Source organism: Candidatus Avelusimicrobium sp. (assembly GCF_050873505.1).
Classification (GTDB): Bacteria; Elusimicrobiota; Elusimicrobia; order Elusimicrobiales; family Elusimicrobiaceae; genus Avelusimicrobium.
On the sequence record NZ_JBNMIY010000002.1, the window covers coordinates 81,708 to 95,407 of the forward strand.

Annotated in this window: 10 protein-coding genes; 1 reads left to right on the plus strand and 9 read right to left on the minus strand. The window is 49.4% G+C overall.

The features are described from left to right. Window positions 1-73 precede the first annotated feature (73 nt). Together ACR0QV_RS01380 and ACR0QV_RS01385 are read right to left on the minus strand one after the other, a co-directional pair. Entirely contained in the window at window positions 74-898 is an 825-nt protein-coding gene (locus tag ACR0QV_RS01380) for a PP2C family protein-serine/threonine phosphatase (protein WP_432634217.1), read from the minus strand. Continuing rightward, window positions 895-3,213, minus strand: coding sequence for a serine/threonine protein kinase (locus ACR0QV_RS01385; RefSeq protein WP_432634218.1), 2,319 nt, complete (start codon window positions 3,211-3,213; stop codon window positions 895-897). Before ACR0QV_RS01385 ends, ACR0QV_RS01380 begins: the two co-directional genes overlap by 4 nt. Before the next feature lie 149 nt (window positions 3,214-3,362). Here ACR0QV_RS01385 and ACR0QV_RS01390 point away from each other — a divergent pair, with 149 nt between their 5' ends. Beyond that, window positions 3,363-3,824, plus strand: a complete 462-nt coding sequence (locus ACR0QV_RS01390; RefSeq protein ID WP_432634219.1) for a transcriptional coactivator p15/PC4 family protein — start codon at window positions 3,363-3,365, stop codon at window positions 3,822-3,824. Between the two features lie 57 nt (window positions 3,825-3,881). Here ACR0QV_RS01390 and waaF read toward each other — a convergent pair whose 3' ends face one another. The 7 genes from waaF to ACR0QV_RS01425 all read right to left on the minus strand — a co-directional run bounded on the left by waaF (window position 3,882) and on the right by ACR0QV_RS01425 (window position 13,629). After that, window positions 3,882-5,441 carry a lipopolysaccharide heptosyltransferase II gene (gene waaF / locus ACR0QV_RS01395; RefSeq protein ID WP_432634220.1) on the minus strand — a complete coding sequence of 520 codons (1,560 nt, stop codon included), beginning with the start codon at window positions 5,439-5,441 and terminating at the stop codon, window positions 3,882-3,884. After that, window positions 5,428-6,681, minus strand: a complete 1,254-nt coding sequence (locus ACR0QV_RS01400) for a 3-deoxy-D-manno-octulosonic acid transferase (protein ID WP_432634221.1) — start codon at window positions 6,679-6,681, stop codon at window positions 5,428-5,430. The genes waaF and ACR0QV_RS01400 overlap by 14 nt, the downstream gene beginning before the upstream one ends. A 107-nt stretch (window positions 6,682-6,788) precedes the next feature. Next, window positions 6,789-8,978: an AsmA family protein gene (locus tag ACR0QV_RS01405; RefSeq protein ID WP_432634222.1), complete on the minus strand. Its 2,190-nt coding sequence runs from the start codon at window positions 8,976-8,978 to the stop codon at window positions 6,789-6,791. 49 nt (window positions 8,979-9,027) lie between these two features. Continuing rightward, window positions 9,028-9,345, minus strand: a complete 318-nt coding sequence (locus ACR0QV_RS01410) for a YkvA family protein (RefSeq protein WP_432634223.1) — start codon at window positions 9,343-9,345, stop codon at window positions 9,028-9,030. Window positions 9,346-9,356: 11 nt separating this feature from the next. Continuing rightward, window positions 9,357-11,123, minus strand: coding sequence for a Na/Pi cotransporter family protein (locus tag ACR0QV_RS01415; RefSeq protein ID WP_432634224.1), 1,767 nt, complete (start codon window positions 11,121-11,123; stop codon window positions 9,357-9,359). A 118-nt stretch (window positions 11,124-11,241) separates the two neighbouring features. Beyond that, on the minus strand, window positions 11,242-12,219 hold the full coding sequence (locus ACR0QV_RS01420) for a hypothetical protein (RefSeq protein WP_432634225.1): 978 nt from the start codon (window positions 12,217-12,219) through the stop codon (window positions 11,242-11,244). Between the two features lie 219 nt (window positions 12,220-12,438). Further along, the gene (locus ACR0QV_RS01425) at window positions 12,439-13,629 is read right to left on the minus strand and encodes an NAD(P)/FAD-dependent oxidoreductase (RefSeq protein WP_432634226.1); all 1,191 of its coding nucleotides are present in this window, start codon (window positions 13,627-13,629) and stop codon (window positions 12,439-12,441) included. Window positions 13,630-13,700: the final 71 nt, after the last annotated feature.

A 13,700-nucleotide genomic window follows, 5' to 3' on the forward strand; every position in this document is an offset into this window, starting at 1 on the left:
GTTTAAAATTGTCAACCCCCTTATTAGAGTGCTAATAAAGGGGTTGTTAAAATACGGTTTTTTCAGACGGAAATTACCTTCTGGAAAAGAACGTTTTTAAGCGTTGCTTAAAGGTAAGTTTTTTGGCCGGAAGAATTTTGATAAGGACGGCGGAAATATTATCTTGTCCGTCTTTATCGTTAGACACGCGTACCAGTTGTTTGCACAGTTTAACAATGGGCAACTGGCTTCCCTCGCGCAGAATATCGCCCATATCGTTTTCGGATAGACCCTTATAAAGGCCGTCCGAGCACAAGAGCAGGGTATCGCCGATTTTGACCGGGAATTTTAACAGGTCAAATTCAATATTCTTTTTGATACCCATTGCGCGGGTGAGAACGTTTTGGATTTTGGAGTGGTCGGCCTCGGCACGGGTTAAAAGGCCGCGGCGGACGTGTTCCATAGCCAACGAGTGGTCCGTAGTGATTTGGACAATCTTTTTATCCCTAAATAAGTACAGGCGGGAGTCTCCCACGTGTACGGCGGTGGCAAAATCCCCGTCAAAGAGTACGCCCGTTAAGGTGGTGCCCATCATACGGTAAATGTCGGAGGATTGCGCCGTGGAATAAATAGCGGCGTTGGCCAAATTGGCAGCCATTAACAGTTTGCGTTCGGCCGGGTCCAGTTTGGGCAAGAAATTCTCCGGGATTTTGAGTTGGTGGGTATTTACCTTGCGTATGGTTTCCGCCAGGACGGACACGGCAATGTTGCTGGCAATTTCGCCCGCGCTGTGCCCCCCCATACCGTCGGCCACTACGCCAAGGCCCAAGTCGGAAGAGATGAGCACGTTATCTTCGTTTTTTTCACGGATTTTGCCAATGTCGGTTACGGCTGCAAATTCAATGTCAAAACTGCTCATAACTCCTCCTCTTTAAACAAAATAGTGCCTGCGCACGAGCAAACGCCAAACAGGTAGAGCATTACGATTAAGAAGCCGTAGGCGTTGTTATCCTGCGCGTAGCGGTTGAAGTTATAAAGCGGCAAACTGACCGCATAATCCCACACGGAGAGGTGCATTTTGTTTTCCCCGCCGTGGTAATATTGTTGTAAGAAATGGATGAACAGCGGCATTGTCTGCTCGTCAAACACGCCCGGGGCCACGCGGTTAATGCGGGTTTCCAAGAACGCGTAGGTTTCTTCTTCGTTCTTCCCGGTCAGTTCGTTGGTTTTATCAATTTCCGCAAAGGTCTGGCGCTGGCTTTTAATGCCTACGAGTTTTTCCATACGGGCGTTAGATTCTACGTCGTGGGTAGCGGCTACTTTAATGTGGTCGGTTAAAGCCGTTAAGGTCTTATTGGTGGTGTCCGTCAGGCCGGACACGGCATATACCCACATCCCGCCAATGCCGAGTACCATCAGCACGAACGGGAAGAGAATACTGTTTTCCCGCTTGACGAGCAGGTAATAGGCCGATAAGAACCCACAGAAGAGAGCCGCGTAAAAGATTACTTGTACGGTAACGTCTTGGCTGGCCGGCGGAATAGACAAGTGCGCCGCCAAAAACGCGGTTACCATAGAAAAGATAAGGAGTGCGGTGCCTAACACGCCTTGCGCAATAGAGCGGTTGACGCGCCAGCACAGCGAAAGCCCCCACGCGGCGGCCAGTACCAAATAGCACAGGTAATATTCCGGCGTAAAGAGGTATTGCCCCACTTGGGATAATTCCATAAAGGCCGCTTCGGGCGTGAATAACCCCGTCATATACGACACTGCCGCCAACGCCAAAAGAAGCGTGGTGGTGCGCGAAAAGGCCCTTATGGTGGAAGAGGCAAAAATAAGCATTAGGGTAATGACTGCCGCACCCGTCATAAGTGCCTGGTTGGGCTCGTATTGGGCCGCAAAGAACGGGCTAATCAGGTTGGAGAAAAAGCCCGCCGTCAGGTCCGTATGAACGGAGCAGATTTTGCCGAACGTGTAGAAAACATAAATAATCCCGGCGGCAAACGCCATAAAGAGCGGTACAAAAAGGATAAATTTAACTATATCCGTGGCGGCCGCTTTAATAACGGGCGCGCTACTGTTCCCGCGCGGTTTGCGCACCTGTTTGGAGGGCACAAACACATTGACGGGCTTTACATCTTGCGCCGCCAACATTTGCGGTTCCGGCTCTTTTTTAGGAGCCTTGGGCGTATCGGGAATATCCGCCGCCGCATTTATGCTGGGCATAAGCGAGGGCAAACGGGCCGAAGACGTGGTTTTCGGACGGGCCGCCGCTTCCTGTGCGCGTGCCTTTGTAATGCTTTGCGTGGTGGGTAATTCCTCTTTGGCAATTTTTAACGGGCCTTCCTCGCCCAAATCAATCGCACGGCCGGAATTGCCCATTTTTACGCGCAGTTGGTCTTCCGCGCGCATTTTTTGGAAATACTGATACGTTTCTTTGGCGGTTTGGAAGCGGTCATCCGGGTTTTTGCTCATCAGTTTTTGTACCGCAAGCGCAAGCCAGCCCGGCATATCCTTGCGGATTTTGGCCGGATTGGGCACCGGGTCGTTGATGTGCTTTTGGATGATATCAATGGTGTTTTTACCGTTGTACGGGAATTGCCCCGTCAGCACATAGTACATACTGGCCCCGACGGAATACAAATCCGCGCGGGTATCCAAATCCTTGCCCAAGGCCTGTTCCGGCGCGATAAAATATGCGGTCCCGGCCAGTTCGGTGGTTTTGGTGGAGCCTTTGCTTTTATCCACCTTTTTGGCGATACCGAAGTCCACCACTTTGGGTTGCATTTGCGGGTTAATCAAAATGTTGGAAGGTTTAATATCCCGGTGGATAATTCCCTTTTCGTGTGCGGCGGACAAACCCTGCAAAACGCCTTCAAACAAGTCCAAAATCAGCCCAATCGGCAGGACTTTGTTGCGCTTTAACATCATTGAAAGGGTTTGCCCCTCAATGTAGGACATTACGATAAAATAATAGCCCTTTTCCTTGCCGACGTTATACACGTTTACAATGTTGGGGTGGTCCAATTCCGCAATAGCGCGGGCTTCGGTTAAAAAGAGTTCCACCGCTTTTTTATCGTTAGCCAAGGCGGGGCTTAAAATCTTTACGCAGACGATACGGTTTAAGGCTTTGTGGCGCGCTTTATATACCGCGCCCATACCGCCTTCGGCGACTTTGTTTAAAATTTCGCAACCGGAAATTTCTTTTCCAACCAACGAGGGAGTATTGTTCATATGTTCCTTTACAACCCAAATATAAAAATCTTTAAATGATGATGCAAAAATTGCTTGATTTTATGATAACCAAGCAATAGAATATAGTTATAGTTAATCTTATCATATTTTACGGGAATAGTTATAGTCTTTTTACGGGGGTGTTTTATATGAGCGAAAGCAGTTTCACGTTACTTAGGGATATTGGCGCATTGCCGCTTGAAAATAACGAAGAGGTCCGTTTTAGTATTGATGCGTACCGCGGGTTCCGCTATGTGTCGGTGCGGCGGTATTTATTGACGGACTCTTTCAGCGGGGCCACGCGCGACGGCGTAACGATGACGCCGGAAATCCTGCGCGCCTTGGAGCCGCTGTTGTCTGCCTTGCCGGATGATATTAAGGCCGTAAAGGACGGCACGATTGGCAAGTTCGCCAAGCGCCCGGGTATTTGCATTGTGGCTTCTGTGGGCACCTTTAAAGGCCGCCGCGACTTGGATTTGCGCCAATGGCAGGAAGATGTCGGCTTTACCAAAAAAGGCATTTGGCTGCCCTTGGAAAAATTGCCGGAAATAAAAAAACTGTTTGCGGCCACCCGCCAGGCGCTTGACGAAAAGCCCGAGGATGATTTTTAAGCCGTTTCTCTGCTACATAAAAAAGCCCCGCTCGTTTGAGCGGGGCTTTTTACATCCTTATTTGTGCAATTCTTCGTGCGGGGTGGGCAAGTTATGGTGTTCTGCCAGCATTTCCTTGGCGTTTTCAAAAACGCGGTCGGGCAAAATATCCCGCATACATTTAAAATGGCCCAAGGGGCATTTCTTCCCCCCGTGCAACGCACACGGGCGGCACGGCAAGTCCTTTACTTCAACCACTCTGTGCCCTTCCCCATACGGGAAGAAACCCAGTTCGCGCGTCGTCGGCCCAAAGATAGCCAAGGTCGGCACGTCAAAGGCGGTAGCAATGTGCATAGGCCCGGAGTCGTTGGTGATAAAGAGTTTAAAGTGCTTCATTAACGCCATTAAATCGGCCAGGCTGGTTTTGCCGCATAAGTTGGCGGCGTGGCCTTGGGAAAGTTGGCAGATTTTTTCGCCCAAGTCGGCGTCTTTATGCCCCCCACCCACGAGTACGGCTTGTACGCCCAGTTCGGTTTGCAGGCGGCTGATAAGTTGGACGAAATACTCCATCGGCCAGCATTTGGTCGGCCACGCGCTTCCGGCGTGAATACCGACGAGCGTTTTGCCTTCCAAGTTAAAATCCTTCATTAAGCGTGCGACGTTTTCCTCGGCGGACGGCGCATAGCGCATATTGAGTTTTTCGGCCTTGAATTTTTCCTTTACAATACCCTGCAAAAGCGAAAGGTTGCGCTCGGCATCGTGAATCATCCAAGAGAACGGCACCGTTTTGGTGTATAAGAACCAGCCCTCGCTGGAAGTAAACCCAATGCGCACGGGCACGCGGGAAAGCCAAGCGATAAGCGCGCTTCTAAAACTGCGGTGCGGCACGAGCAAAATGTCAATGTGGGACTCTTTAATAGCCTTAGCCGTTTTCCACACGCCGACGATTTTATTCCAGCCGCGTTTGTCGTTTAGGATAATTTCAGAAACTTCCTTCATCGGTTTAAAAATATCTTCCGTCTGCGGGCGGGTAATAACGACGATTTTGGCCTCGGGGAAGAGTTTAGCCGTCTTTTGGATGAGCGGCGTAGTTAATACGCTGTCGCCAATGAACGAGGTTTGGAAGATACCGATTTTGTTTACCTTTTTACCGGCCAAATTGGCATCTTCATAGGCCCAGTCGCCCAATTTCGGCTCTTTGTACTTAATTTCAATGCCCCACGGTTTAAGGGCTTCCAAATATTTTTCCAAGGTGTGTTTTTCAAGCACCGGGGAAGTTTTGTGAAATTTTACAAACATCCGGCGCGCTACGGAGTTTTTGTCGTAGCGGACGCGGTGCGGAATATGGCTGAAAAAGCCCATTAAGATACTTTTTAAGGTGGCGTGCAAGTCCAAATAGTGCGTAAAGTGTCCCGCACGGATTTGGCGGATGTTGGCCCACAGGCCCTTTTTGGCGACCATAATTTCGTCAATATCCGGGTGCCCGGCGAGCACTTGGGCAAACTGCGGCTTTACCATAAGCGTAATGCGCGCGTTGGGCCATTGGGCCTTGATATTCTTATATACCGGGGAGGACAAAACAATATCCCCCAGCGAAGAAAGACGCACGACCAAAATATTAGGGTTATTTTCGTTCATAGTTGTTTACCACTTCCATTATACGGTTGGTTGCTCCTTTAAAACTTAGCGCTGTTTTGCGCGCTTTTTCGGACATATTTTCCAGTTGTGCCGGGTCAGCCAGCAACCGCAGCACCGTTTCTTTAAAATTGGTTTCGTTTACCAAAACTCCCCCGCCATTTTCCAACAAGGCTTGGGCGGTTAAGGGCGCGTTATAAAAATAGCGGCCGAACAAAACGGTTTTGGATAAAATAGCCGGTTCCAACAAATTGTGTGCGCCACGTGGTACGACCGAGCCCCCCACAAATGTAAGGAAAGCGCAGGCATAGAGCGATTGCAAAAGCCCCATTACATCAGCGCAGAGAATATCGGTATTTTTATCAAATTGGCCTTGGCTGACAAACGCATAATGTAGCCCGCTTTGGCGCAGGGCGGTTTCAATTTCCGGCTTGCGCTCCAAATGGCGCGGGGCAAAAATAATCTTGGCGCCTGTTTTGATAATGTCTGCCGCCGCCCGCAAAAGCATTGTTTCTTCCGCCGGGTGCGTGCTGCCCAGTACCAAAATTTTGCGCCCGTTCCAGCCGAGGGCGGTCAGCATTTTTTCCACTTCGCCTACCTTGGCGGGATTATCGTTTAAGGTGTCGTACTTTACGTTGCCGCAAACAAAGATTTTATTTTTATCCATACCCAATTTTTCGTAATGTTGGGCGGCCTCTTGCGTTTGCAGGGCGGCAAAGGACAGCGTGTTAAAGGTTTCTTTAAAAAGCGGTTTGATAAGCCCATAGGCGCGGGCCGATTTGGCAGAAATGCGCCCGTTGATAACCGCCGCCGGAACGCCCGCTTGGTGCGCGGCGGCCAGCATATTGGGCCAAATTTCCCGCTCCACCACAAACAGGCGGTACGGTTTAGCCAAACGGATAAAGCGTTTGCAAGACGGGTAAAAATCTAACGGAGCCAAAAAGGCTTTGGTAATGTTGGGGTTTTTGAGGGCGGTTTCCTTGCCGGCCTCGGTAGTGGTGGTTACGATAACGTCTTTTTTGTAAAACGCTTTTAGGCGGGAAATGACCTCTTTCATAGACATCACTTCCCCCACGCTTGCACAATGGAGCCACAAGGCCCCTTGGGGGATTTCCCCCTCTTTTTCAAGCCCGAAGCGTTCCTTTAACTCTTGGTACAGGTGCTTTAAAAGGCCGCGCCGCGGCGAGCACAAAAAGCCCAGCAGCACGCCCAAAGCGGCCAAAGGAAAAATGAGGTTAGTCAAAAATAAAAGGACTCTTCCCATATATATCTTATTATATGATATTTGTCCGTCCGTCGGCTACTGGGGAAATAAAAAAGCCCCGGGGTGAGCCGGGGCTTTGGAAAGCATTAGTTGGTTTCTGTTTCGGTGGTGGCGGTATCGTCTGCGCTTTTCTTTTTAAAGAGCCCGCCGATACCCTTTATCACATTTTTGGCGGTATCAACCCCGGTTTGCGCCACTTGGCCCGTGGTTTTGACGGCCCCGGTGGCGACGTTCCCGGCGGTATTGGCTGTGCTGGTGGCAACCTTACCAGGCGTTTTATAATTTAAAATACCGCCCAGTACCGAGCCTACCGTATTTAGCACGTCCAACTTGCCCGACGGGTTATCCATCGTACCACCAATTTTGATAATGACAGGCGTTTGCGACGTAAGCACCGTGGCGGATACCTTCATATCCAAGGCTTGCGTGTGGAAATTGATGTTCCCGCTTCCGTTAATGTTGGTCAGTTTGGAAGCAAAGGTCGTCTTATCCACCTTCATTACGCCGCTGGTAAAGGTATATACGCCCTCGCCGTTGGTAAAAGCGATTTCGCCCTTTTGCGCGTTGGCTTCGGCTGGAAAGATATCTACATTTAACTTGCCCGCCACCTTGCGCACAAGCGTAATAGGCAAGAGCAGAATTTTGACGTATTTATTCCCCTTAACAAAGGAATCAATATCCGTAATGGCGCCGGGCTGCAAGACAAAGGAAACCTGGCCGTTGGCCTTCTTCATCGTTTCGCTTACGCCGGTTAAGTTGGCGTTTAAGGTAAACCCGTCCGCGCGGAAATACGGCACGCTGATAGGGCCTACTTTAATATTGCTTTTAATGTTCATTAAAAGTTCCGGGCCTGCGGTTTTTTGCGCAGCGGAAGCAGTTTCTCCCTCTTCCGTTTCGGCCGAGGCATAAGACGGAAATTCCTTTAAGGTAAATTTGTCCAGTTCCGCGTTAAAGACGATATTCATTACATCCTTAATGTTTTTGTACGAGAAAGAGGACGCAAATTTTTCACCGTTTAAAAGGCCAGTAAGAGCCGGGCAGGAAATATCGTTAATAGAAGCAATTTTGACCGTGCCGTTTAAATCCTTAACCGTAAACGGCGCATACATCGCGCTTACGTTTTTTAAGGTTACTTGACCGCTTACATCTTGTCCGTCGTTCTTATCCGTGGCTTTAAACGAGCCCGTAATCAGGCCGCCGGGTTGGAAATCGGCCACGGTGTCGGTCATTTGGACGATTTGGCCCAAGTCGGTGGATAAGTCCGCCTTGACGGAATAAGTAGGAGTGGCACTTGCCCAGCCCGCTACGCCGGAAGCGGATAAGGCGCTGTCCATTACCGAGAGTTTGGCAAGCGAAATAACCGCGGTGGATTTTTCCAAATCCGCCGAAGCCTTTACCGCCATATTGATAACCGGGAGCGAGAATTGCGGCAAGTCCGGCAGAATTTCGGCTACCGTCGTGTTGCTAATGCCGCTTAACGTGCCCGTCAGTTCGGCTTGCGGGGCTTCAAAGTTCTTTACGCCGCCCTTTAATTGGAGTTTTACCGTCTTGTAAGAGGCGGAAATATCATTAACCGTTACATATGCTTCGGGCATATTTAAATTAGCCAAAAACGTACGCAGGGAAATGCTGACGGGAACCGTCATGTTGAGCCCAGCGGCGGAATATTCGGTGGTGAATTTGATTTTTACGTCAAACGGATTATCCAAATCAAACTCACGGATTTCCACATGCAATTTGTTGACGGAAGCGTCCATACCTGTTTGCAAATCTTTATAGGTAAAGTTGCAGTTGTTAAGCACAATTCTATCAGCCAGCAGAACAAAAGCAACGCCGGAATTGTCCTCTTGGGTGGTTTCGGCAGGAGTGTTGTCCTCGTCAGAAGATGGAATAAGCGTGTCAAAATTAAAGGAGCCGTCTTTGTTTTTAATGACGTTTACGTCCAGCCCATCCACCGATACGGTAGAAATTTCCACCCGTTTTTTAAGTAGCGGCATTAGGGCCAGTTTCACCACCAATTTATCGGCCTTAACAAAGGTACCATTTTTAAAGGTGGTATTTTCGGACAAAGCAAAGTTATCCAGCGTTACCCCAATAACGTTAAAGGAAATTTTGTCAAAAGAAATTTCCCGTTGCAAATTGGTTTTTGCATAATCTACGGCCATAGCCTTTAATTTTTCTGGCGGGAACATAATCCGCAGGGCAATTAACCCCGCCGCCAGCAAAATTACGCATACGACCGCAATTTTTACAAGTAGTTTGAATAATTTTTTCATATCTATATTGTATTTCTTTTATTTTTCGCCCGGCAAGCGCGCAAAAGGGTTATTTTTGCGGGTGTGCATCGTCGGAGACGATTTCAGCCTCTATCACGTCTTCCGGCTTGGTGCGGGAGCGGCGGAAGGCTTCCAAATCCTTATGAAGCATTGCTAATACTAATAGGGCAAAGGCCCCGTCGTCCGTAATGCCCAAAACGGGCAGTACATCGGGCAACAGGTCAATGGGCGAAATAACATACACCAGGCACAGCACCGCCCAAAAGAGTGTGGCCCACGGCATTTTGTATTTGCCGCGCAAAATGGCCCACACCATTGGGAAGAAACTGGCAAAATCTTTAAATACCGCCAAGGGGTTAAATTTCATTTTTCCCCCTGTTATTTTTGCGCGGCAGGCGCGTCGTGCATCGCCCGTTCCTCAGCGCGCATACCCAAGATGTTTTCGTTTACGCGCAGGGCATAGTCGCCGATTCTTTCAAAGTTATTTAAAATATCGGCGTAGGCGGTAATGGAATCCGGCGTGGAACTTTGCCCCGCGTTAATGCGTTCGCGCAAATCGTGCAGAAAGCGTTTGCGCAGGGTGTTTAATTGTTCCTCGTCTTTGAGCGCTTCGTCAAAGGTTTTTTCCGCTTGCAAGTGCCATTGGCGGGTGGGCTGTTGGATATCTACCAAAATGCGGCGGGTGCGCTTGGTAATGTTTTTGGTCAGTTTGGCGATTTCTTCCAAGTCCTCAATATCGGCCGCGGTAAACGGTTGTTTATCGTGGAATTTTTCCAAAATGCGGGCGATTTTTTCGCCGCAGTCGCCCATATGCTCAATGCTGTTTAATACGTCAAAGAGCGAGAACGCCTGCGCCACCGCCTGGCGGGAAAGGTTCCCGTGCGTAAGGGCGGTTAAGTAAATATTAATTTTATGTTCCAAAACGTCGGTGGTTTTTTCGGCGGCTTTTACGTCCTCAATCAGGCGGGTGAACATTTTGTCGTCGTCAACTTTTACGGCGTGGATGAGTTTATCCGTCATTTTGGTTACAAAACTCATCATACGTTCCACCTCTTTGCGTACCGCAATTAACGCCAGTTCCGGCGTACTCGTAAAGCGGGTGGATAAAAAGATAAGTTCGTGTTCCTTTTTGTCCTCGCGTTTGGATTTGGGAATAATAAAATAGGTCAAGTGCGCCAGTTGTTTTAAAAGCGGCAGCATTAACATCGTGTTAATCACGTTAAACACGGTGTGGAACGCGGAAATATGGTACGGAAGGACAGCCGTTAGTTGCTCCGGATCCTGCGTGTAGGGCGAGCCGGGCACAATCCAGTCCACAAAGTGTACAAAGTGTTTGAAAATGCACACCACCCAAAAGACGCCGATAATGTTAAACAAAAAGTGCCCGAGGGCGGCGCGCTTGGCGGTTTTGCTCGCGCCGATAGCGGCCAAGTTGGCGGTAATGGTGGTGCCGATGTTTTCCCCCAATACAAGCGCGCACGAGGTCGGGAAGTCAATAATCCCGGCGGCGGCGCAGGTGAGCGTCATCGCCATAACGGCGCTGGAAGATTGGAGAATAACGGTTAAAATAGTACCGCTGAAAATAAGGGTAAGCAAATTAAATAAATTGTCCGGGCGGAAGCGGGAAATCCAGGCCACTACTTGCGGGTTTTGTGCAAAATCGGCCGGGATGGCGTTTTTCATTATGTCCAAGCCCAAAAAGAGGAGCCCGAAGCCGACCAAGGTTTCCCCAATGCGGCGGATAATGGCAAATCTGGGGATAAACTGCGCAAAGAAGCCAATGGCGATGACAGGCAAAGCAAAGAGCGAAATTTGCATTTTAAAGCCGAACAAACTGACAATCCACGCCGTCATCGTCGTACCGATGTTGGCCCCGAAGATAACGCCCAAGGATTGGTACAGGTTCAGAAGGCCCGCGCTCGCAAAGCCGACGACCATTACCGTCGTGGCGCTGGACGACTGGATAATGCTGGTTACCAGCGCGCCGCAGGCGGTAGCCGCAAAGCGGTTGGTGGTGGCGATGCCCAGCAGTTGGCGCATCCTTTCGCCGGAGGCCTTTTGCAGGCCGTCGCTCATTATCTTCATACCGAATAAGAACACGGCCAGGCCGCCGAGTAAGTTTAAAATTTCAAGCAAGGTTGACATTTGTGGGAGTTCTCCTTAATTCATATAAAAAGAAAGAGCCGTTTAGTCGGCTCCTTCCGTAACAAAAATACACAGGCCCGCCGCAAGTACGGCGGGGATAGATAAAGAAACGCAAGCGTTACTTGGACATTTTAATGGAAGGTTGATTGTCATCCGGTTTATCCGTTTTTTCGTGCTTGGTTTGTTTGGCCCACATTTGCTGGTTGGCTTCAATTTGTTTGGCCATTTCGTCGTCAAACAAAATAGTGGGCATACGGTCTTCATCCGCGTACTGAACGATATCTTCGCTCTTGGGCGGTTGGTAAACTTTATCTAAGTGTTGGTTAATCGCTTCCGGCTCGGCAGATTGCAAAGAGGCGCGCGTTACTTGGAGGCCTACCTGATTGTGCAGGTCTTGCTCGGTAACCGGTTTGCCAAGGCCAGGCGGAAGGACGTTATTACCCGCCCCAAAAACTTGGGTGGGCTCGTCCGTCAGTTTTACTTCGGGTGTAGGTGTATAAGAACCGCGATTTTCGCCGTAGTCCAGGTTTAAAAATACCAAAATGTAAAAGCCTACAAGCGACACCCAAAAGATAAACCAGAAAACCAATAATACTCCGCCGGCAATTAGCCACGGGGTTGTGAGATTGGCTAAATGAAAACTGTCCGCAAAGAAGAGCGGAATCCCTACATACAGGGCGTAACTGATAGCCGAAGACACCAACATCGGGGCTAAAAAGGAAATCAGGCACATCGCTAGTGTCATCCCCCAGCGGTGGCCGGTTAATTGCCAACTGTAAATAATGGAAGAAATCGGTCCCTGCTCCCGCAATACCACCGCAGCGGGCACAAAAAGCGTGCGGAATTGCAAGAAAAGAAGCAACAAATAACCGATGATAATTACAGGGATAGAGCGGGAGGCCGCCATCAGGATACCCAAAATAACTGCTACTGCGATTGTTAATAAGGCGTAAATAACTAAATAGATAGTCGGCAGGGCGGCGTTGGCGCAGGAGTTGGAAAAGGATTCCCCGTCATTTTGTGCTTTGATGCCTAATTGGCGCAAAAACACCGCAACGCAAAAAAGCGTAAAGGGAAAAATAAGGATTTTAATCATCCAAACGGGCAGCCCTAGCCAAACTAAGCCAAATAATAGGCCATATAGCAAAATTCCCAAAAAAATGAGGGAAAAGATGGCTCCCCCGGCCCGGTTAGTTAAGCGGAAACTGTTAAAAAAGAGAGTAAAGATATTTTGTTGTTCGCGGAGGTCCATTTCACCGCTCCTTATTAGAGTACACAAACATTATAGCAAAACGCGCGCGCGTTGCGTAGAAAATCAAAATAACTTTTCTAAGGCCTTCGCGGCGGAAAATCCACTGCTCCAAGCCCATTGTAGGTTGAACCCACCCAGGCGGCCCGTTACGTCCAATAATTCGCCGATAGCGTATAAGCCGGGGATGCGCCGTGCCTCAAAGGTGGACGGATTGATTTCGCGTACGTCAATGCCGCCTGCCGTTACCTCGGCCTTGGAAAATCCGCCCGTCCCCGTGGGTACAAAGGTAAAACGGTTGACCAGTTGGGCAGCCTTTTCTATTTCCGCGCGGGAAGCGTTGGGCAGTTTATCGTCCAGTTCCCCAAGCAGGGCTTTTACAATTTTCGCGCTTATTTTGCCGTGCAAGGCGGCGGAAAAAGTGTGCACGGTATTTTTTTGCGCGGTGAACAGCGCGTGCGCGTCCTCTCCCGGCAGGAAATCTACGGTTACTTTTTCCCCTTCCTTCCAAAATAGCGAGGCGGACAGTACCACAGGCCCGCTAATGCCCTCGTGCGTAAAGAGTAAGGAACCCTCAAAATCGTGTTCCCCGCACGATACACGGGCACTCAATGTATTTCCAGCCAGTTTAAAAAGTTGCTCCCGCAAGTTTTTTTCAAAGGTAAGCCCTACAAGCGCCGGGCGCTGCGGAATAATGTTCAGGCCAAATTGGCGCGCTATTTTGATACCAAAATTGCTTGCGCCTAAGGCCGGGAAGGATAATCCCCCAGTAGCCAGCACCACGCGCTGGGCGCGGATAGGCCCGGCCGAGGTATTGACCACAAACAGGCCGTTTTCCTGCTTTATATCCAGGGCCTGCGTGTCCGTTAAAATTTGGGTATTTGCCTCGCGGGCGCGGCGGATGAGAAAGCGCACAATGTCCCGCGCGTCCATAGCAAAGAGTTGCCCGTCTTTCCGCTCTTCCCATTTTAGGCCCGCTTCGTCCAGCAGGGAAACAAAATCTTGTGGTTTTAATGCGGCTAAGGCATTTTTGACAAAGTGCTTATTTGCACAGGCGTAGTCCGTAGCGCGCGCAAAACGGTTGGAAAAGTTGCATTTTCCTCCGCCCGAAACGCTTATTTTGCGGCCCGGGTGGGTGTTGTGTTCTATTAATACTTTGGGGCTTCTTGAAAAACTGCCCGCGCAAAAAAGTCCGCCGGCGCCTGCGCCAATAATAGCGGTGTGAAAAACGGTATTTTTAAGTTCGTTGTAGTTCATATATATAGGTTTTCTATATTATACAAAAAGAAAAAATTTGATTTTATTTTCAAATATGCTATACTCTTAAT

Excerpts from the sequence above, each read along its gene's own strand:
- ACR0QV_RS01380 (WP_432634217.1), bottom strand. The coding sequence starts at position 898 with ATGAGCAGTTTTGACATTGAATTTGCAGCCGTAACCGACATTGGCAAA.
- ACR0QV_RS01385 (WP_432634218.1), bottom strand. The coding sequence starts at position 3,213 with ATGAACAATACTCCCTCGTTGGTTGGAAAAGAAATTTCCGGTTGCGAA.
- ACR0QV_RS01390 (WP_432634219.1), top strand. The coding sequence starts at position 3,363 with ATGAGCGAAAGCAGTTTCACGTTACTTAGGGATATTGGCGCATTGCCG.
- waaF (WP_432634220.1), bottom strand. The coding sequence starts at position 5,441 with ATGAACGAAAATAACCCTAATATTTTGGTCGTGCGTCTTTCTTCGCTG.
- ACR0QV_RS01405 (WP_432634222.1), bottom strand. The coding sequence starts at position 8,978 with ATGAAAAAATTATTCAAACTACTTGTAAAAATTGCGGTCGTATGCGTA.
- ACR0QV_RS01410 (WP_432634223.1), bottom strand. The coding sequence starts at position 9,345 with ATGAAATTTAACCCCTTGGCGGTATTTAAAGATTTTGCCAGTTTCTTC.
- ACR0QV_RS01415 (WP_432634224.1), bottom strand. The coding sequence starts at position 11,123 with ATGTCAACCTTGCTTGAAATTTTAAACTTACTCGGCGGCCTGGCCGTG.
- ACR0QV_RS01420 (WP_432634225.1), bottom strand. The coding sequence starts at position 12,219 with ATGATTAAAATCCTTATTTTTCCCTTTACGCTTTTTTGCGTTGCGGTG.
- ACR0QV_RS01425 (WP_432634226.1), bottom strand. The coding sequence starts at position 13,629 with ATGAACTACAACGAACTTAAAAATACCGTTTTTCACACCGCTATTATT.